The sequence below is a fragment of the Kordiimonas gwangyangensis DSM 19435 = JCM 12864 genome (assembly GCF_000375545.1).
GTDB classification, from domain to species: Bacteria; Pseudomonadota; Alphaproteobacteria; order Sphingomonadales; family Kordiimonadaceae; genus Kordiimonas; species Kordiimonas gwangyangensis.
The window spans coordinates 333,605-353,202 of record NZ_AQXF01000003.1 but is presented as its reverse complement, the minus strand read 5'-3'; the positions used below and the strand labels follow the sequence as shown (position 1 = coordinate 353,202).

21 protein-coding genes are annotated in these 19,598 nt (G+C 58.9%); 6 read left to right on the top strand and 15 right to left on the bottom strand.

Going from position 1 to position 19,598, the window contains the following annotated elements:
- Positions 1 to 2: 2 nt before the first annotated feature.
- The 4 genes from B150_RS0109930 to B150_RS0109915 form a co-directional block, all read right to left on the bottom strand.
- A complete protein-coding gene (locus tag B150_RS0109930) occupies positions 3 to 368 on the bottom strand; it encodes a response regulator (protein ID WP_020399768.1) in 366 nt (121 codons plus the stop codon).
- 78 nt (positions 369 to 446) lie between these two features.
- The gene (locus tag B150_RS0109925) at positions 447 to 932 is read right to left on the bottom strand and encodes a chemotaxis protein CheW (protein WP_020399767.1); all 486 of its coding nucleotides are present in this window, start codon (positions 930 to 932) and stop codon (positions 447 to 449) included.
- Entirely contained in the window at positions 929 to 4,018 is a 3,090-nt protein-coding gene (locus B150_RS0109920) for a hybrid sensor histidine kinase/response regulator (RefSeq protein ID WP_020399766.1), read from the bottom strand. The genes B150_RS0109925 and B150_RS0109920 overlap by 4 nt, the downstream gene beginning before the upstream one ends.
- Positions 4,019 to 4,146: 128 nt before the next feature.
- Entirely contained in the window at positions 4,147 to 4,782 is a 636-nt protein-coding gene (locus B150_RS0109915) for a histidine phosphotransferase family protein (protein WP_020399765.1), read from the bottom strand.
- Between the two features lie 147 nt (positions 4,783 to 4,929).
- Here B150_RS0109915 and cysQ point away from each other — a divergent pair, with 147 nt between their 5' ends.
- Complete coding sequence (cysQ, locus tag B150_RS0109910) at positions 4,930 to 5,745, top strand: 3'(2'),5'-bisphosphate nucleotidase CysQ (protein WP_020399764.1); 816 nt, start codon at positions 4,930 to 4,932, stop codon at positions 5,743 to 5,745.
- Positions 5,746 to 5,777: 32 nt separating this feature from the next.
- Here cysQ and B150_RS20470 read toward each other — a convergent pair whose 3' ends face one another.
- Positions 5,778 to 6,218, bottom strand: a complete 441-nt coding sequence (locus B150_RS20470; protein WP_020399763.1) for an SRPBCC family protein — start codon at positions 6,216 to 6,218, stop codon at positions 5,778 to 5,780.
- A gap of 142 nt (positions 6,219 to 6,360) precedes the next feature.
- Here B150_RS20470 and B150_RS0109900 point away from each other — a divergent pair, with 142 nt between their 5' ends.
- Positions 6,361 to 6,954, top strand: coding sequence for a TetR/AcrR family transcriptional regulator (locus B150_RS0109900; protein WP_020399762.1), 594 nt, complete (start codon positions 6,361 to 6,363; stop codon positions 6,952 to 6,954).
- A 3-nt stretch (positions 6,955 to 6,957) separates the two neighbouring features.
- Here the strand turns inward: B150_RS0109900 and B150_RS0109895 are convergent, their stop codons facing one another.
- Positions 6,958 to 8,094 (bottom strand): sialidase family protein, encoded by a 1,137-nt coding sequence (locus B150_RS0109895; protein ID WP_202899421.1) that lies wholly within the window; start codon positions 8,092 to 8,094, stop codon positions 6,958 to 6,960.
- Positions 8,095 to 8,297: 203 nt separating this feature from the next.
- On the opposite strand from B150_RS0109895, the gene B150_RS0109890 reads away from it, so the two are divergent.
- The 4 genes from B150_RS0109890 to B150_RS0109875 all read left to right on the top strand — a co-directional run bounded on the left by B150_RS0109890 (position 8,298) and on the right by B150_RS0109875 (position 13,026).
- Positions 8,298 to 8,873 carry an NnrU family protein gene (locus B150_RS0109890; protein ID WP_020399760.1) on the top strand — a complete coding sequence of 192 codons (576 nt, stop codon included), beginning with the start codon at positions 8,298 to 8,300 and terminating at the stop codon, positions 8,871 to 8,873.
- A 10-nt stretch (positions 8,874 to 8,883) separates the two neighbouring features.
- Complete coding sequence (locus B150_RS0109885) at positions 8,884 to 9,621, top strand: substrate-binding periplasmic protein (RefSeq protein ID WP_020399759.1); 738 nt, start codon at positions 8,884 to 8,886, stop codon at positions 9,619 to 9,621.
- A 218-nt stretch (positions 9,622 to 9,839) separates the two neighbouring features.
- A complete protein-coding gene (locus B150_RS0109880) occupies positions 9,840 to 11,300 on the top strand; it encodes a flavin-containing monooxygenase (RefSeq protein WP_020399758.1) in 1,461 nt (486 codons plus the stop codon).
- 130 nt (positions 11,301 to 11,430) lie between these two features.
- Complete coding sequence (locus tag B150_RS0109875; RefSeq protein WP_020399757.1) at positions 11,431 to 13,026, top strand: glycosyltransferase; 1,596 nt, start codon at positions 11,431 to 11,433, stop codon at positions 13,024 to 13,026.
- 12 nt (positions 13,027 to 13,038) lie between these two features.
- Here the strand turns inward: B150_RS0109875 and B150_RS0109870 are convergent, their stop codons facing one another.
- From B150_RS0109870 to ruvC, 9 genes are read right to left on the bottom strand one after another with little or no spacing between them, the layout of a single operon-like run.
- Positions 13,039 to 13,380 (bottom strand): hypothetical protein, encoded by a 342-nt coding sequence (locus tag B150_RS0109870; RefSeq protein ID WP_155860022.1) that lies wholly within the window; start codon positions 13,378 to 13,380, stop codon positions 13,039 to 13,041.
- A gap of 11 nt (positions 13,381 to 13,391) precedes the next feature.
- Complete coding sequence (tolB, locus tag B150_RS0109865) at positions 13,392 to 14,747, bottom strand: Tol-Pal system beta propeller repeat protein TolB (protein ID WP_020399755.1); 1,356 nt, start codon at positions 14,745 to 14,747, stop codon at positions 13,392 to 13,394.
- Between the two features lie 13 nt (positions 14,748 to 14,760).
- On the bottom strand, positions 14,761 to 15,648 hold the full coding sequence (locus B150_RS0109860) for a hypothetical protein (protein ID WP_020399754.1): 888 nt from the start codon (positions 15,646 to 15,648) through the stop codon (positions 14,761 to 14,763).
- Between the two features lie 13 nt (positions 15,649 to 15,661).
- Positions 15,662 to 16,105: a protein TolR gene (gene tolR, locus B150_RS0109855; RefSeq protein ID WP_020399753.1), complete on the bottom strand. Its 444-nt coding sequence runs from the start codon at positions 16,103 to 16,105 to the stop codon at positions 15,662 to 15,664.
- Positions 16,105 to 16,836, bottom strand: a complete 732-nt coding sequence (tolQ, locus tag B150_RS0109850) for a protein TolQ (protein WP_020399752.1) — start codon at positions 16,834 to 16,836, stop codon at positions 16,105 to 16,107. Before tolQ ends, tolR begins: the two co-directional genes overlap by 1 nt.
- Before the next feature lie 39 nt (positions 16,837 to 16,875).
- Positions 16,876 to 17,355, bottom strand: a complete 480-nt coding sequence (locus tag B150_RS20465; protein ID WP_020399751.1) for a thioesterase family protein — start codon at positions 17,353 to 17,355, stop codon at positions 16,876 to 16,878.
- Positions 17,352 to 18,398 carry a Holliday junction branch migration DNA helicase RuvB gene (gene ruvB / locus B150_RS0109840; RefSeq protein ID WP_026168307.1) on the bottom strand — a complete coding sequence of 349 codons (1,047 nt, stop codon included), beginning with the start codon at positions 18,396 to 18,398 and terminating at the stop codon, positions 17,352 to 17,354. The genes B150_RS20465 and ruvB overlap by 4 nt, the downstream gene beginning before the upstream one ends.
- Before the next feature lie 2 nt (positions 18,399 to 18,400).
- Positions 18,401 to 19,021, bottom strand: a complete 621-nt coding sequence (gene ruvA, locus B150_RS0109835; RefSeq protein WP_020399749.1) for a Holliday junction branch migration protein RuvA — start codon at positions 19,019 to 19,021, stop codon at positions 18,401 to 18,403.
- Positions 19,018 to 19,515, bottom strand: coding sequence for a crossover junction endodeoxyribonuclease RuvC (gene ruvC / locus B150_RS0109830; RefSeq protein ID WP_020399748.1), 498 nt, complete (start codon positions 19,513 to 19,515; stop codon positions 19,018 to 19,020). Before ruvC ends, ruvA begins: the two co-directional genes overlap by 4 nt.
- Positions 19,516 to 19,598 lie beyond the last annotated feature (83 nt).

The following is a 19,598-nucleotide window of genomic DNA, read 5'->3' as shown; positions in this document are numbered from 1 at the left end:
GCTTAAATCAGGCCAACCTGAGAGAATTTTGCCTCGATGATCTCACGGTCAAAGGGCTTCATGATATATTCGTTTGCACCGGCTTCGATGGCGGTGCGAATGTGCGCCATGTCGTTTTCCGTGGTGCAGAATACCACGATCGGCTGCTCCACACCCTCACGCGAACGAATTGCCTTGAGGAACTCAAGCCCGTCCATCACCGGCATGTTCCAGTCCAGGAGCACGACATCGGGCATGTTGCGGTCACAGGCGTCGAGCGCGTCCTGACCGTCAACGGCTTCCTCGATGTCGAAATTGAGCTCTTCGAGGATGCGCCGCGCGACCTTGCGGATCACTTTTGAGTCATCGACGACAAGACATAATTTCATTTGATAAGGTCTCCCAACTCCACCCCAACCGGTGGATACCCATAGTATCTATTAAAATGTATCGTCCGCTACCCGTTTTTACGCGGCTTTGCCATTGCTTTCAAAAGCAAGCAGGCGGTCCACGTCCAGAATGGGCAGCAATTTGTCTTTCAGCCGGTAGATGCCGCGGCTGACTTCGCGCCAGCGCTGGTCCAGGGTTACCGGATTGCGTTCAAAGTCGGCATCATCAAGTGACAGCACCTCACCCACCGTATCAATTTGCAGGCTATAAGGCTCGTCATTATGTTCCACAACCACAGACATGCTCTGCTTGCCCTTCTCGAGCGGCGGCAAGCCAAGACGCTGGCGGAGGTCGATTGCGGTCACGATCTTGCCGCGCAGGTTGAGTACACCCGAGACCCATGCTGGCGCCAGCGGGATGCGGGTGATCTGCTGCGGGTTCAGAACGTCATGCACGCTCAAAACCGGGATGCCAAGGGTTTGCCCCGCAAGCACCACAGTCACAAAATCCTGAGTGCCGGTGCGTACAACGCTGAGATCGTCGCGGACTACAATGTTGCTCATGCCGCATCTCCCTTGATTTTAAGCTGCTGCGCGAGGCTGCGGAGCAGCATTTCCTTGTCAAATTTAGCGATATAGTCGTCGAACCCGGCTTCGTGGCCACGCTGCACGTCCCGCTCGGTCGCGAGCGCGGAGAGCGCGATCAGCGGCAGGTGTTCCCACTTGCTGCCGTCCCGGATCTGGCGGGCAAAGTCGAAGCCGTTCATGTCCGGCATTTCGATGTCGGAGATCACGAGGTCATAGACATGGCCCTCATCCATCAGTTTGAGCGCGGCTTTCGCACTCGATACCGCTTTCACGTCATAACCTGCTACGCGAAGCACCGGCTTCAGCATGCCGCGGAAGAAGTCGCTGTCGTCGATCAGAAGCACGGTTGCGCCCTTCGAGGTGGCAACGTCATCCGATACGCTGCGCGACTTCAGCCAGTCAGCGAACGCCAGATTGAGGAAGTAGGATACGTCGATCACTTCAGACGCTTTGCCGTTGATCACAGCCGAGCCCACAACACCCTGTTTGTCGGACGCGAGCTTGATATCCAGTTCTTCTTCAACGATGTCGAGGATCTCATCCACCGCGAGGCCCATGGTGTATTCACGGTCAGTGAACACAAGAACCGGCTGACGGCCTTCCGTGCGCAGCGACATGTTCGGATGCGCCTTGATAAGCGGCATCAGCGCGCCACGGTACTGCACCATTTCACGGCCGTCGGAAAGTTCGATGGTTTCAACCTCGATCTCTTCAAGCCGGGCGACGAGCGCAAGCGGTACAGCTTTCGGGTTCTTGCCGCCAGCGCGGAACAGCAGCATGCTTTCCTTCTCGCGGCCGGAACCACGGCGAACCTGCTCCTGCATGTCTTCCTCCTCGCGGTCATGGTCACCCACGCCGGAATTGGCTTTGGACGCAATGCCGTTCGGATCAAGGATCATGATCACGCTACCATCACCAAGGATGGTGTTACCGGAATAGATGTCCAGATCCTTGAGGATCGGCGCCACCGGCTTGACCACGATTTCCTCGGTGTCGAACACCTGGTCAACCACGATACCGAAGGTGAAGGCACCCACTTGCGCCACAACGATGAAATCGTCTGCGTTTTCGCGCGCATCAATCTCGTCGCGGGTCATGAAGCCAAGCACTTCATTGAGGTATACAAGCGGCAGCAGGCGGTTACGGAGCCTGAGGACCGGGGTATCCTTGATGGTCTCAATCTTGTGTTCGGAGTTCGTCGACGCCCGCACCAGTTCAAGCACGCTGATCTGCGGAATGGCGTAACGCTCTTCCTGTGCCTTGACAATGAGGCCCGCCACAATCGCGAGGGTGAGCGGGATCTTGATCTGGAAGGTTGAGCCTTTGCCTTCGACCGACACCATGTCGATCGTGCCACCGATTTTCTCGATATTGGAGCGCACCACATCCATGCCCACGCCGCGGCCGGACACGCTGGTGATTTTCTCCGCGGTCGAGAAACCGGGGTGGAAAATGAACTTCTGGATCTGGCTGTCGGACATTGCGGCCAGCTCGGCCTCGGTCGCCAGTTTCTTCTCGAGGATTTTGGCCGAGAGTTTCGCCACCGGAATACCGCGGCCGTCGTCCTTGATCTCGATGATGATATGACCGCCCTCATGGTAGGCGTTCAGGACAATTGTGCCCACTTCGGGCTTGCCCACCGCCATACGCTCGGCCGGGGTTTCAATACCGTGGTCGGCGGAGTTGCGAACCATGTGCGTCAGCGGGTCCTTGATCAGCTCAAGTACCTGACGGTCAAGTTCGGTTTCCGCACCGCGCATGTCGAGCTCGATCTTCTTATCCAGTTCGACCGTGAGGTCGCGCACGATACGCGGCAGTTTCGCCCATGCGTTGCCAATCGGCTGCATGCGCGTTTTCATCACGTTTTCCTGCAGCTCGGTCGTGCACTGGCTGAGGCGCTGAAGCGGCACACCCAGTTCGGAGTTATCCATATTGCGCGTGATCTGCAGCAGCTGGTTCCGGGTCAGCACCAGCTCGGACACCATGTTCATCAGGTCTTCGAGAAGGTCCACGCTCACACGGATCGACTGCGAGGTGCGTTTGCCAGCCTCGCCATGCTGCGCGCCTGCGCCCGCATCGGCCTGCGCGGCAGACGCGGATGACGTGCCCGCCTTGTTGGTTTCGGCTTTTGCCACCGCCTTGACGGCACCGACCATGCAGTCGCGCACCAGCTCGAAGCTCATGACAGCTTCGTCAGCGGTGTCACCGTCCACCTTGCATTCCACCAGCACGTCCTTGACCTGCTTGATCAGCTTGTCGAAGTGCGCGTTGGTGAAGCCCGCTACGGTCACGATCTGGCGTGCAACATTATCAGCAGCGTCCAGGTCATCTTTGAAGATGGCCAGCATCAGGCCCATGAACTGACCTTTACGGAGGTCAGCCGCAGTGCCTGCGAAGAATTTGGAGAGTTCCTTGTCGTTTGCAGCACGCTGGGAGACAAGATGCGCCGCAACGGCAAGCGTATCATCACCGCCCACGCGGTCAAAAAGGCTTCCGCCGGACGGCCCGCCAGACGCGCTGGCAGCAGCCGATGCCGGCTCGTCCATCTCTTCAGGGCCGGGTGCGTTTGCAAACGCTGCCTCAAGCTCTTCAAGCGACACTTCGCCAGCCTTGAGCGGACGGCCAAGGCCAGGGTCCACAATATCGGCGTCCATTGTATCGGGTTCGGGGTCGGGTTCGGCCATGGCGCCTTCCGCAATGGCGTCCAGCCGGGCGATCAGGTCGCTATCGTCCCCTTCCGGTTCTTCTTCCGTCGCCTCAAGACCCGCAAGGATTTCCTTGATCCGGTCGAGGCTTTCGAGAATCACCGTCACCGCATGTTCGGAAACCTGCAGTTCACCGTCGCGGAATTTGCCCAGCACGTTCTCGGACGCGTGCGCCACCGATTCTAGCCGTGGCAGACCGAGAAAGCCGCAAGTCCCCTTGATGGTGTGAACAAGGCGGAAGATGTTATCAAGCACCTCCTTGTTGTTCGGGTCCTGCTCCAGCTTCACAAGCTCAACGTCTACAACGTCAATGCTTTCGCCGGTTTCGGTCAAGAATTCATTTAAAAGATCATCCATATCTCAGTCTTCCCTGCGGATAGGGTGGTGCGAGGCGGGAGCGGACCCCACGCCACTCCGATACAACTCGCACCTTGGCCAAAAAGAGTTAAAAACGTGTAAAACAGATTGATTGCGCACTGGAATTCTCAAAATTTCGGCATTTTTGCTCTGAGTTCCACGGTCTTGTCGCCCAGTTCCGTGACAGATGTATTGCCGCCCGCCTCTGCTGCTACCATGTTCGCGAGGTAGGCGGGCGCGGCACGCGGCTCCAGGTCTTCCTCGTCAAGCGCGCCCTCAAGCGCGGCCTTGACCGGCGTCTGCACGATCACGCGTTCCCCGTCGCCGTGCACCACAATCACATGAGCGCCATCTTCTTCCGTCATGCTGATGCTCATGACACCGCCACGGATCATCGATTCTGCAACAATCAGCGCGAGGTTGAGGAGCACCTTCACCTCGGACTTCGACACGCTGATCGCGGGCACCTGCCAGTCAAGGCTGACCCTGCTGCCGTCAAGGATGGCTTCCACTGCCTTCTGGCATTCACGCACATCAAGCTGCGCGGAGAAGCCGCCCGCGGCACCAAAGGCAAGGCGGAAAAACTGCAATTTATTGGCTGTCTGCCGGGTGGATTTTTCAACCAGATCCATCACCGCGTCGCGCATGGACGGGTCTTTTTCGTCCGCCAGAATCTCAAGGCCATTGTTGATGGCGCCCACAGGGCTCACGAGGTCATGGCACAGGCGCGAACACAAAAGCGCCGCGAAATCCAGTTTCGACATGAAATACCCCTCCCTTGGTCACCCAAAACCGGCCTCACAGGCAATTAAGCCTTGCGATTTACGGTCATCCTGTCAGAACCATAGCCAAGCTTGGCCCATGCGCCAAGAACAGATAGTGTCGCAGATGAAATTTATTGAGGTTTTCCAATGTCGTTAAAACTTGAAGCCCTTGTCACGCCCCTGCTTGAAACGGTTATCAAGGCCGGTGAGGTTGTGATGGAAGTCTATCACTCCGACTTCGAGGTTTTCGGCAAGGATGACAAATCCCCGGTCACGGAAGCGGACCGCCGGGGCGAAGCGGTGATCGAGGCTGCACTCAAGCTCATCACCCCTGATATTCCCATCGTGGGCGAGGAAGCCAAATCAGAAGGCAAATGCCCGGATATCTCCGGCGGCACCTTCTGGCTTGTCGACCCCCTCGACGGCACCAAGGAATTCATCAAAAAAGGCTCGGACTTCACGGTCAACATCGGCCTGATCAAGGACGGCACGCCGATCATGGGAGTGGTCTATGCGCCTGCCATGAACAAGCTCTACTGGGGTGTGGTGGGTGACGGCGCCTGGACCGGCGAAGTCGTGGACGGCAAAGCCGCGAACATCACGCCGACCACCACCCGCAAGGCAGACAAGGATAATCTTGTCATCGTCGCCTCCAAATCGCACCGTTCGCCTGAACTCGAGGACTATCTCTCCAACTTCCCGGGCGCGGAGAATGTGTCGATCGGATCGAGCCTGAAACTCTGCCTCTTGGCAACTGGCGAGGCGGACCTCTACCCCCGCCTTGGCCCAACGTGTGAGTGGGATACGGCAGCGGCGCACGCAGTGCTCCTGGCCGCCGGTGGCACGGTTGAAGTCAAGGACGGCAAGCCGCTCACCTACGCCAAGGACCTCAAGACCTTCCTCAACCCGTGGTTCCTCTGCCGCGCCGACGCGGACTTTGATGTGCCCGCGCTTGAAGGCTAAAACCGAAGCCGGGGTTCGCGCCGGCGCACCCATCAGCCGTAGCGTTTCCTGAGCGCGAGGCTCTCCATTTCCCGCTGGATGATCTCATTGGCGCGCACCACATTGCCTTCAATATAGTCGCGCGCACTTGCGGGCAGGAAATCGGTCGACCACACAAATTCGCAGCCCACCTCACACGCGACCACCTGCATGGTGGCAGTGTGGTGGGTAAGCCGGCTGCCATAGCCGCTGTAGGCCACGCGCATGGCCGCGTCATCCACCGTCACGATCCGTTCCCTGATCTGCACCCCGTTCGCGAAGGTGACAATGCGGTCGTCGCCCTCTCGCTCCACAAGGCTCACAAGGCCGGGCACAAGGCGGGTGTGCACATTATAAACGTCACGCACCGCGTCCCACACCAGCTCGGCCGGGGCGTCGATGAAGGTACGGGTGGTGATTGTCTCTGCCATCATCGGCATCGCGTTAAAGGCCATGACAAACTCTCCTGCAATCAGGCCGTAAAATCCGGCTTTGGGCATTTGATGCATTGCAATCCAGAACGCCCTCGCCTATTTTGTACCAACTAGTATATAAATAGCCCGAATGCAATAATTTTATACCACTTGGAATAAAAATATGACCCCGACCCGCGGCAGGCCCCGTTCCTTCGACCCCGAAAAAGCCATTGAGGCAGCACAAGCTGTGTTCTGGAAACATGGCTATGAGGCCACGTCCCTCAACCAGCTGGCTGAGGCCGTGGGCCTGCATAAACCCAGCCTTTATGCAGCGTTTGGCGACAAGAAGGCGCTCTACCTCAAGGCACTTCAGGCCTATATTGATGCGGCGCAGGAACTGCTGAAAAAAGCGCTGGCGGAGCCGAAACTGCGCGACGCGCTCGCAGCCTTCTACAGAACGGATATCGAGATTTTCATGGCAGACCGCGGGCGCGGCTGTTTCCTGCTCTCAACCGCCGTGCCGGTGGCGGGGCTGATTGAGGAAGCAGGCGAAATGGTGGCCGCCACGCGCAAAAGCGTGGCCGGGGCCCTCACCAGACGGCTCGCGATGGCGCAGGAAGCGGGGGAACTAGCACCAGACCGTGACCTCTTCCCCCTCGTCTCCCTCCTGGCCTCAACCCACATCGCCCTCGCCCTCCGCGCCCGCTCCGGCGAAGATGAGGACGCCTTATGGGCCACCGCTGAGGCCGCGATTGATATGGTGTGTGGGGGATAGGCCTTACTGCGTGAGGGCACTAACACGCACCCTCGTAACCTCAACGTCTTCCTTGTTGGTCGCATAGGCCACATAGAGCCAGCCGCCTGATACCGTGCTTTTGGGGTAGCTGTAGCTCGGGCGTTTGTATTTGCCTCCCTTCAGCATGGGCTGCATGTCTGCCCCGCCTGCACGGAGGAGGAAGGCGCGGGTAAAGTGCTGGCCGTCGGCGCTCAGGCTCAGCACCAGCGGGAAGCGGGCTTTGTGCGCATTGGGGTTGCCCACGCGGTAAACCGTGCCGTCCGGCAAGTTACCGGCACTTTGTTTGGTGCGCGCATCCGGGAAGGGGCTGAGCGCGGGGCGGGACCATGTGACGCCGTCATCATGGCTCACGGATGCGAGTGTCATGAAGCTGCTGGCCTGGTCCCGGAATATCATCACCACCGCGCCGTCTGGCCGCTTGAACAGGCTGGGTTCCAGCTCCCGGCTTGTCGGGCTGTCGGACGGCAGGTTTTCCATCTTGCCCCGTGTCCAGCCACTTATGGCGAGCAGGTCATCGGTATAATAGGGCGTGGCGACAAGGCCGGGTGAGGTGTGGAACGCGCCGATGATGCGGCCTGTAGCCATGAGGTGCGGGTCCTGCTCAATGACACCCGGCACCGGTGTGCCGTCCGCGCCCAGCACGCGCTTGGGCGCACTCCAGCGCACACCGTCCGTGCTGGTAATATACTCGGCATAACCTTCGCGCAGTCCCTCTTCCCAGCCGGGCCATACGTTGATGAAAGCCACAAGCGTTTCACCGTCCGTCCACCAGCCGCCGCTGGTGACAAGCGTGCCCGCCCGCGCGGGTGCCATCACGGTGGGTGCGGGCCAGTGCTTCATATCAGCGCTGGCGCTATAGACCACCGCGGTGTCAGGCGCGTCCTCATCGCGGGCGGAGGACTGCCACTGCACATAAAGCTGGCCCTTGAACATGATGGGCACCGCGCCGTGGTTATAGTGGTTCTCACCCTCCCCCGGCGCGAACACGGTGAAGGTTTCCGCCCCCGGCGCGGGCGCTAGGCCAAGGGTATCCGGCTGGCTCGTATCAAACAGGCCGTCAGCCATGGTCAGGAGCGGGGTGTCACCTTCAGCACACGCCATGCCTGTAATGGCAAGCATGGCCAACGCCATCCCCGCCGCTTTTTTCCACCCGTATTTCAAGGCTTTGCCTCCCCAACTGTTTCGCGCCGATCATCCTCGTCAATAATGCTTATTCCCGCAAGGGTACTTTCCCCTGCCCGCGAGAGCGGCTATGCTCACCCCAAGCCAATTCGCCTGAGCACGCCGCGCGCGGCCCAGGCAACATGCGGGGAGGCACTGTCATGGCCATACTGTTCTTGGGGCTCGCCCTTTTCATTCTCGTCCACCTTATGCCTGTTTTCGCGACCGGCGTGCGCGCCAAGCTTGTCGACAAACTGGGCTTCATGCCTTATCGTGGCATCTTTTCGCTGCTGATCATCGCCTCGATTTACATCATCTACCTTGGCTGGACCGGGACTGAGGTAACCTGGCTATATACGCCGCCGGCGTGGGGCTATCACGTCACCCCGCTACTGGTGCTCATCGGCTTTATCCTGTTTTTCTCCAGCAAGGCGCCAACGAATATCCGCCGCGTTATTCGCCACCCGCAGCTGACGGGCGTGACCTTCTGGGCCGTTGGCCATCTGCTCGCGAACGGGGAGAACCGCTCGGTCCTCCTCTTTGGTGCGCTTCTTATCTGGGCCACTGTTTCGGCCATCGGCGCCAACCGGCGCGACGAAGAATGGGTCAAACCGCCGCGGCAGGTTTTTATTAAGGATATTGTGACTATCCTCATCGGTGTGGCCGCCTTTGTGGGATTCGCGATGATCCACGAGTGGCTCATCGGGGTGAACCCGATGCCGTTCATGATGGGGTAACTTGTTGATTATGCGCTGTTTTGCTCTTCTGCTCATGCTTTTTATGCTGCCCTCAGCAGCCGGGGCCGAGCCTGAGCTGAAACTGCTGACTGAAGAGAACCCACCCTACAACTTCTTTGACAAAGACAGCGGCACTATCAAGGGCAGCGCGGTTGAGATTGTCTCCGCCCTCATGCGCGACGCGGGGGTGAGCTATACCCTCACCCTGCTGCCATGGAACCGCGCCTTCCGTGAAACCCGTGACGCGGCGGGCACCTGCCTTTTTGTTGTCAATCGCACCCCGGAACGGGAAGCCATGTTCGAATGGGTTGGCCCCTTGATCAACGGCGGCTGGGCGGTATACCGCCGCCCGGGCAGCGACATTGTCATCAACAGCCTCGCTGACCTCAAGGGCCACACCATCGCTGGCAAAATGGGCAGCGCCTCCGTCGACACACTCGAAGCCGAAGCCGGAGTCACCGTCACCCGCACCAGCAAGGACGAAATGGCGGCCCGCATGCTGTTCCACGGCCGGGCTGACCTATGGGTCTCCGGTGTGGTGGATGCACCTTCTGCCGCCCGCGCCATTGGTGTGCCGCCACCAGAACTGGCGCTACTCTGGAAACCGGCTGACCTCAGCCTCGCCTGTGGCATCGGCACCGATCCCGAACTGATCAAAAAACTGAACGCGGTGAATGAAACGCTCGACGAGCTTCGTAAACAGGTGATCGCGCATCATCTGGAGGGCTTGCAACTGCCGCAGGATTGAGGCGCGCCGCGTGCGCAAAAAAGCCGCGCAGGTTCCGCACAAACCCCGCGCATATCCCGCACACTTTCCGCACACTTTTGGTGATTTTCCGCGCACTTTCCGCACAGGTTTTGCACACTTTTGGCGCTTTGTGGCAGGGCAGATTTGCCTTTTGCGGCGTGCCACACATTTTACACTTATATAGGTAAAACCACAATGCACGCATGAAGGGGGAAGACATGCTGCTGCGGGACACGTCACCAAGCATCGCCATTATCGGCGCCGGGCTTTCGGGCCTCTGTATGGCTATCAAACTGAAAGAAAACGGCTTTTCCAATTTCACGCTTTATGAGAAAGCCGAAGATGTCGGCGGCACATGGCGGGAAAATACCTACCCCGGCGTGGCCTGTGACGTGCCGAGCCACCTTTATAGCTTCTCCTTTGAACCCAAGGCGGACTGGTCGCGCGTGTTCTCGCCAGGCGGTGAAATTCAGGAATACATTCAAGCCCTTACCGACAAACATGGCCTCCGCCCCCATATCCGATTTGGTGCGAAACTGACCCATGCCGAATGGCAGGATGGTGGCTGGTCCCTGGGCTTTGCTGACGGCAACAATGCCCGGGCTGACTATTTCATCAGCGGCATGGGCGGCCTTCATATCCCGCGCTACCCAGATATTCCGGGTGCGGAACAATATAAGGGAACCGCATTCCACACCGCCAAATGGAACCACGAACATGACCTCACCGGCAAGCGTGTGGCGGTCATTGGTACCGCTGCCAGCGCCATCCAGCTGATCCCCGAAATTGTGGACAAGGTCGCCCGGCTTGACGTCTATCAGCGCACGCCAAACTGGATCATGCCGCGGCCTTTCATGGAATACTCAAGCCGCATGAAGCGCCTGTTCACGCGCTTGCCTCTCCTTGAAAAACTGCACCGCTTGCAGATTTACCTGATGTTTGAAATGCGCTTCCCGCTGTTCCGCCACAGCCGTTTCTTCGCTTCGCACGCGACCAAGATGTTCACCAAGCATCTGGAAAAGCAGGTGAAATCAGAAAGCCTGCGCAAAAAAATGATGCCGGACTACCCCATCGGCTGCAAGCGCATCCTGGCGTCCGACAGCTTCTTCCCGGCCATCACCCGCGAGCATGTGGAGCTGATCACCGACGGCATTGAGCGCATCACCGAGACCGGCATCACCAGCAAAACCGGTGAGCACCGGGAGGTAGACACCATCATCTATGCCACCGGGTTCAAACCGTGGGACCAGATGGAAGATATCACCATCAAAGGCCGTGGTGGCCTTGATATGCAGGATTACCTGAAGGACGGCATCCGCGCGCACCGCACCGTCGCCATGCCCGGTTTTCCAAATCATTTCATGCTTCTAGGGCCCAATAGCGGGCTTGGGCACAACAGTGTGATCATCATGATCGAGGCGCAGGTGCGCTACATCCTTGACCTGATGAAGGCCGCGCGCGCGCACGGCAGCAAGACAGTTGAAGCCCGCGATGAGGCCGCCGATGCCTATGACCGGCAGTTGCAAACTGACCTTGAAGGCACCGTTTGGGCCGGGCACTGCAAAAGCTGGTATCAGGGCGAAGACGGCCGCATCTATACGCTGTGGCCATGGGGCACCCGGCGCTATATGCGCGAGATGAAACGGGCAAATCTTGCCGAATATAGCCTGACTGATTAAATTTTTAAGTAAATTCAAAAAGTTAGGCTGGCAGAATATCCAATAAAAGATGGCACAATCCCTGCTTCCCTAGAATCCGCGCTGCGTGGCCATCGGTCGCGCCCTACAGGATTCTGAGGGAGAGGCCCCCATGGCTGTCGATATCGTTTCATTTGTCAAAAAGTTCACCACACCAGGCTTCACGCCAACGCGCGAGGAGATTGGAGAGCTTCGTTTGGCAGGTGACTGGATCGCTCAACATTACGAGAAGCTGGAAGACAGCAACCAGGACCTGGTGGTGGCTGCCGTCAAGACGGGTATGGAGTCCAAGGACCCGCGCATTGCAGCTATGGCGTTCCACATCACCCATATATTGAGCGGCGACGTGCAATATTTTGCCGAAGCGCTGATCCGCACGCTTCAAGCGGGCGGCGACACTGCGCTGATGAACGGCAGCATGCTCTCCCTCGGTTCGCAGCTTTTCCGCCGCAGTTTGCCAAACCCTGACGGGGCTGCGGTGCTTGCGGGCCGGGACTTCATGCATGAATTTTATTCCCGCATGGTCCGGCAGATCGAGGCGCAGCGGGTTGAGGACGGCGTTCATATCAAACAAGGCTTTGAGCGCACAGGCCGCGCCGTGGTGATCACCACACAGCTCATCTCCCCGCCTCACGCGCCGACTGTCGACAGCATGAAATTTGCCCACTACCTGCAGCGCGGCTTTGGCAAAGAAACCATGATCGTCAACACGATGCAGATCTCGCCGAAACCTGATGGGCTGATGATCCCGAGCGCGCACGGTTCCGAGCAACCCGAACTGCGCGAGGCTGGCACGCTGACCTATGAGGGCGAGGCCTTCAAGTATTTCCAGCCCACGCAGGGTGAGTTCACGCGCGAAGCGATTGCGGATTGTATCCGTGTGATTGAAACCTTTGACCCCGAAATCGTGATCTCGGTGGGCAGCAACAATATGCTGGCCGAACTGTTCGCGGGCCGCGCTTTCGCCTTCCGCTACCCGACCGATGCTGACGTCCCGCTGACCCTGACCAACTATTTTCACACCTGGCGCGAACCCACGCCTGAGATGCTTGAGCGGATCGAGGTAGAGAACCTGAGCGGGCTGTTCCTGTTCGCGAAACATCCGGGTTTTGATACGCCGAAAAAATTCACCGCCCTCACCCGTGCGCAATACGGCATCCCTGAGGACGCCCATGTCTTTGGCATTGTCGGCATGCGGCTGGAGAGTGATGTAGATGCGGCCTGTATGGACATGCTCGAGCGCATCCTTGACGGCGCACCAAACGCCTATTTTGCGTTCGCAGGCCACTTCCCCGGCTATGACGCCACGATGGCACTGCGCCCCAAACTGGCTGCGCGTTGCTGCAGTGTTGGTTTCCAGAATGATGTGATGGCGTTTTATGAGCTGTGTGACAGCTATATCAATCCACACCGCAAGGGTGGCGGCAGCGCGATCATTTACGCAATGGCGGCAGGTCTGCCCGCGCTCAGCACCGCCTATGGGGATGCGGGCGAAGCGCTGGCGACATTGCCACCGATCCCGACCTACGCCGAGCTTGCAGACATGGCTGTCACCATTGCCACAGACCCGGCCTTCGCCGCCGAATACCGGGAAAAATGCAAAACGGCAGCCGCCTCGCTCACGAGCCGCAGGCCGCTGATGGACATGATCATGATGGCATTTGAACAGTATGCGACCGCGATGGAGCAGGAGCAGGCGTCCGCCTAGAACGCGACGCGTTCAGTCTTTGATGTAAATGGAGATATCGCTCAGGGTGTCTTCCGTGACACCGCGAATGGCCGGGTTTTCGTGCTGCATGCAGTCATCCAGCACTGGCATGACCTTATCAAGGTCTAGTTTGCCTTCCATGCGCGCAAGGTGGCCAAGGCACATAATGGCGACACGGGCAACGGTCACACGTGGGTCATTCACGAACCGCAGGCACTGGTCCTGCACCCAGCGCCATTCGGTGTTCCCCTCCACAAGGCCCAAAAGGCCCATGACGATTTTTTCCTCGTCGCCGGAGAGCAGTAACTCCCCGGCAGCGGCTTTATCTAGCGGTACGATCTCGTGGTACTGCAATCACACTGTCCTTAGCGGGTGGTAACCGGCAGCGGCGGTGACCATGCCGGGTCACTGGCGTCAAACGGTGTCGGCACCTGCCGCTCGTTATAGCCCGTAAGGTCCACCGACCACAACGCTGGCTTGCCGCCACGGCCATTCGAGTCGTAAGGCGGTGTGCGGAAGAACATGATGACACGACCGTTCGGCGACCATGTTGGCCCCTCGTCCTGATACGCGTCCGTCAGCAAACGCTCGCCAGAGCCGTCAGGGCGCATCACGCCAATGCGGAACTTGCCGTCACCAATTTTGGTGAAGGCGATCAGGTCACCACGGGGCGACCATACGGGCGTGGCATAACGGCCTTTGCCGAAGCTGATACGGTGCACGTTCGAGCCGTCCGCGTCCATCACATAAAGCTGCTGGCTGCCACCACGGTCCGAGTTGAAGACGATCTTGCGGCCGTCCGGCGAATAGCTGGGTGACGTGTCAATGCCCGGGTCATCGGTGAGACGGCGTTCGCGGCGCGTGCGCAGGTCCATAACATAGACATCGGAGTTGCCGTTGTTCGCGAGGCTCATGACCACCTGATCACCGTCCGGCGAAAAGCGCGGCGAGAAGGTCATGTTCGGGAAATCACCCAGCACCTCGAACTTGTTCGACAGGATATTGAACAGATACACCCGCGGGCGGTCATTATAGTAGCTGAGGAAGGTGATTTCCTGACGGTTCGGCGAGAAACGCGGCGTCAGTACCAGATAGCTGCCATCGGTGAGGAACTGCTGGTTGGCACCGTCCTGGTCCATGATCGCAAGGCGTTTTTTACGGTTCAGCGGCTCACCCTGCTCTGCGATATAAACGATGCGGGTATCAAAATAGCCTTCTTCGCCGGTGAGGCGGCTATAGATGCGGTCCGAGATCACATGTGCGGTGCGGCGCCAGTTGGATACGGGTGTGGTGTAGCCCACACCTTCCATTTGCGCCTCAGCCACCACGTCCCAAAGGCGGAACTCAACCCGCAGGTTGCCGTTCGGCAGCATTTCAAGGCGGCCCGTCACCAGCGCTTGCGCACCAAGTGGACGCCACGCGGCGAAACGCGGGCGGGTGGGCGCGGCGGTAATTTTCTCGATGAAGGCCTTCTGGTCGATGGCGCGGAAAAGGCCTGTCGATACAAGGTTCGAGGTAATCACCTGCGAAATGCTGGCACCAATGTCGGACAGTTTGCCAGTCGGTGTTTCAATATCTTCGGCAGGTGCAAATTCAGGGATGGCGATGGGAACAGGGTTTACCATACCCTGATTGATATCAACGGTGAGCTGCGCTTGCGCCGCCCCCGCGATGCCTGCGATCAGTATGATTACTGTTGCAAATATGCGTCCAATCAACATGCCTATCCCTCGTTTATCCACCCAACATTGATGGGTCGAAATTGAAAATAATCTGGTTCTCGCCAGTCTCGCGTATGTATTCGCTTGCCTCCGGGAACGGCGCACAAAGCTGCACCGCCCTGCGCGCACTTTCGGCAAATACGCGGTAGAAGGCGCGGTCAGGGTCGTTCAGGTCGCCAGCATTGACAAACTCTGGCTTGCCAATAAGACCGCCATCGCTCGAGAGCGTGACCTTCACATTCACCGTCATATCCCGGACACCTTTGGCACCCGCCGGCACGTTCCAGCAGCGCATAACTTTCTGCTGCAAAGCCTGCATCAATGTCGCTGTTGCTACCCTGCCACGAATGCCCGCAAACATATCCGTTTTCGGCTTATCGGCTTTTGGTTCCGGCTTTTTCTCGTCTTTCTTTTCGTCCGAAACCTTGGCCTTGAGTTCCTGTTCCTTTGCCGCCTTGTTCAGGAGCTCTGTCAACCGCTGCGTATTGAGCTTAGACGGTGCCTTCGGCTTCGTCTGCGGCATCACCTGTGACCGAATTTGCATACGTTCCGTCACCTCGGGTTTGGGCTCAGGCTTTGGCTCGGGCTTTGGTTCCGGCTTTTTCTTCGGTTTGGCCTCGGGTAGCGGCACAACCTCTGCTGTCTGCACTGGCGCAGGCTCATCGCGGGAGAGTTGCGGTTCTTCTTCGACCGTTTCTTCCTGCTTTACTTCTTCCGGTTCGGGCTCGGGTGCGACAACACGGTTTTGCTCAGCGATCTCCACAAAGTCGATGGAGATTGGTGGTGGCGCTTCTTCCCGGTCCTTTGCGATATGCGGCAAGCCCACAAAGGCGGCAACCGCGATCCCGACATGCAGGGTCGCGGATAAAATCCAGCCAGTCCGTTCACTCGTTAGGCGCATCGCTCTCTGGTACCTATTTGTTCTGATCCGCGATCAGGGCCACTTTGGTATATCCCGCGCGGTTGATCGCACCGATCACAGCCATCACCCGGCCGTAATCAAGGCGCGTGTCACCGCGAATATAGATACGGGTATCCTTCGCAGCCCCAGCAATTGCCTCAAGGCGCGGCACCAGTTCCTCCATCTTCACTTCAGTGTCGATGAGGAATATGGCGCCTTCATGATTGATGCTGATCTCCAAGGGCTTGCTGTCCTGCGGCAGCGGCTTGGCTGCGGCCTTCGGCAGGTCAACCGGCACACCCGCAGTGAGGAGCGGTGCAGTGACCATGAATACAATGAGAAGTACCAGCATCACGTCCACAAAGGGCGTGACGTTGATTTCTGCGAGCGGCTGGTAGCGCCCCCGCCGGCGGCGTGCCCCGTCCGGGCGGCCGCCCGATGTGACAGTAGCGCCCATTAATGTGTCCTCTCATCAAGCTGACGCGACAGGATCGCGGCAAACTCGTCCGAGAAACCTTCAACGCGGCCAGCGTAGCGGCCAAGGTCGGTCGAGAGTTTATTGTAGCCAATCACCGCCGGGATTGCGGCCACGAGGCCGAGTGCGGTTGCGAGCAGCGCCTCAGCAATACCCGGCGCCACGGTCGCGAGCGAGGTGTCGCTTGCGGTTGCGATGGAGGTGAAGCTGTTCATGATGCCCCACACGGTACCAAAAAGGCCGACAAACGGTGCGGCTGAACCGATGGTAGCGAGGTAGCCAACCTGCCCCTCAAGCCGGTCCATCTCCCGCGTGGTGGTAACGTGCATGGCCTTGTAGATACGGTCCTGCACGGTGACCTTGTCAACGCCCGTGGTGCGGGCACCAAGGCTGCGCTGCCATTCGCGCATCGCGGCGACAAACACAGCGGCAATCGGGTGGCTGGGTGCGCCTTTGAGCGAAGCATACAGGTCATCAAGCGACTGGCCGGACCAGAAACGGTCTTCAAAGTCGTTGGCCTTGCCGCGCGCGTCCTTGAGGCGGGTCCAGGTATTGAAAATGATCGACCAGCTCCAGAGGCTCGCGGTCAGGAGCATGATCATCACAAATTGCACGATGAAGTCGGCCTGCATGAACATGCCGATGATGGAGAAATCAGGCGCATTACCGCCAAGCTGAACCGCTTCCACCCCTTGCACGATTTGGTCTTGCATCAATATCTCCCTGCCACTTCTGGCTTATGTAAATATACTTCAGGTATTTTTTCCGGCCGCTGTGGCCTCATCCATCATGTTCTGCCAACAAATTCTGGCAGAATTGGGCCAACGTTTCGGCCTGCCATCATTTCCTATCACGGCAACAACAAGGTCTGCTTCCGCGACCAGCTTGCCGTTCCGCGTGATCCACTGTTTCACTTCAATCGCGGCGGCGCGCACCCGCTTGACCATGGAGTGGCCGATGAGGATATCCCCCACCGTCGCCTGCCGGTGATATTTCACATTGATGGACGACACCACATAGGTAAGCGGGCCGCCCTCATCTTCAGCCAGTTCAAACAAATGGTTCACGTCCGCGTCGGTGCCGCGAATGCTCTCGGACCGCACCCGTTCAAAAAAGCTGATGTAGCGGCCATGGTAGACCATGCCGCCGATGTCGGTATCTTCATAGTAAACACGGATGGGGAAATGGAAGATGCCGTCTTTCCACTCACCCGCGGCAATTGTACCCGTCACTTTGTATCCCCCAGCATATCCAGTTGCCCGCTGCCGCCAGCCGATGGCGGCGGGGTGAGGCCGAGATGCTTCCAGCCGTCCGGCGACAGCATGCGCCCGCGCGGTGTGCGCTGCACAAGGCCAATCTGCATCAGGTATGGCTCAATGATATCCTCAATTGCGTCACGCGGTTCCGACAGTGCGGCAGCCAGTGTCTCGATACCCACCGGGCCACCTGTGTAGGTGACGCCGATACAGTGCATATAGCGCCGGTCCATGGTGTCGAGGCCAAGGTTATCCACCTGCAGGCGCGTGAGCGCAGCGTCAGCCGCCACCGCGTCTACCGTATCCCGCTCCGCCATCAGCGCGAAATCCCGCACACGGCGCAGCAGCCGCCCGGCGATGCGCGGTGTGCCGCGTGAGCGTGCCGCCACTTCGCGTGCGCCGTCTTCGCTCATATTGAGGCCAAGAAGCCGCGCGCCCCGGCGCACCACTTCGGTCAGCTCTTCCGTATTATAGAATTCCAGCCTCGTTGGGATACCGAAACGATCGCGAAGTGGCTTCGTGATCAGCCCCGAACGCGTGGTCGCCCCCACAAGGGTGAAGCGTGGCAGGTCAATACGCACAGAGCGTGCCGCCGGGCCTTCCCCGATGATCAGGTCAAGCTGGAAGTCTTCCATCGCAGGGTACAGCACTTCCTCAACCGCCGGGTTGAGCCGGTGGATCTCGTCAATGAAGAGAACATCCCGTTCCTGCAGGTTGGTCAGGAGCGCTGCGAGGTCACCGGCTTTTGAGATAACCGGGCCGCTGGTCGCGCGGAAATTCACGCCGAGTTCACGGGCCACAATCTGCGCCAGAGTGGTCTTGCCAAGGCCGGGCGGGCCGAAGAACAGCACGTGATCCATCGCCTCAGACCGCGCACGGGCGGCGCCAATGAACACCTCAAGGTTCTCCCGCGCCTGTTTCTGGCCGATAAATTCGCGCAGGGACTGTGGGCGAAGCCCGGCGTCCAAAGTGTCGCCCGAGCCTTCCGTGCCGCTCACGAGCCTGTCTTCATCTTCCATGCTCATAAGCTACTCAATTCCTTCAACGCGGCGGGCACGAGCTTGGCAACGTCCGCATCCGCACCAAGGTTTGATGCGGCTTTGGCAACGGCGCCGTGTGCTTCAACCGGCTTGTAGCCAAGGTTCACCAGCGCCGAGATCGCGTCTTCAATCGCGCCGCCACCAGCGGGCGCGGCTGGAGCACTACCCGACACCTGCACGCCCTTCGGCTGGAACACGAGGCCGGTGACCTTGTCCTTGAGTTCATTAACAATGCGTGCCGCAACCTTGGGGCCAACGCCCTTGGCGCGTGCGACAGCGGTTTTGTCCTGTGCCGCAATCGCATTCTGAAGCTCGTTCGCGCTGAGCACGGAGAGAATAGCAAGCGCCACCTTCGAGCCCACGCCCTGCACGGATGTGAGCAGCCGGAACATGTTGCGCTCGGCCACTTCACCAAAGCCGTACAGCGTGATCGCGTCTTCGCGCACCACGGTTTCCACATGCACCTGCACCGCTTCGCCGCGCGACGGCAGGCCGGAGAGCGTGCGCGAGGAGCTGTGTACCAGATAGCCGACACCGCCAACATCCACGATCAGCCAGTCGTCTCCGACGCTATCCAAAATGCCTGTCAGCTTTGCGATCAACGGTATTGCCCCCCGAAATTCTGCATGGTCGCCACATGATGCGCATGGCAGATGGCAACTGCAAGCGCATCTGCCGCATCCGGGCCATTTATTTTCACGCCCGGCAACAGAACGCGCACCATGGCGTCCACCTGCTCTTTCGCGGCATGGCCAACACCCACAACCGACTTCTTCACATGGTTCGGCGTATATTCCGCGACACTGAGGCCCGCACGCGCGGGAACAAGGAGCGCAATGCCACGCGCCTGCCCAAGCTTGAGCGTTGAAGTGGGGTTTTTATTGACGAAAGTTTCCTCAACCGCGCAGGACTGCGGCTGCCACTCTGCGATCACGGCTTCAAGACCGTCCGCAAGTTCAACGAGGCGTTCAGCCAGGCTTTTTTTGCTATTCGATGTGACGGTGCCGTTGGCGACGTGGCTGAGGCGCGTGCCCACACTTTCCACGATCCCCCAACCGGTTTTCTGTAGCCCCGGATCAAGTCCCAAAAGCCGCATATTTCCTGCCTAACCTCGCTCCCCAAGGTTTACTTAAAATAAAAGGCCCGCCCGCAAATCGTGGGCAGGCCTCTTTTTTGGCT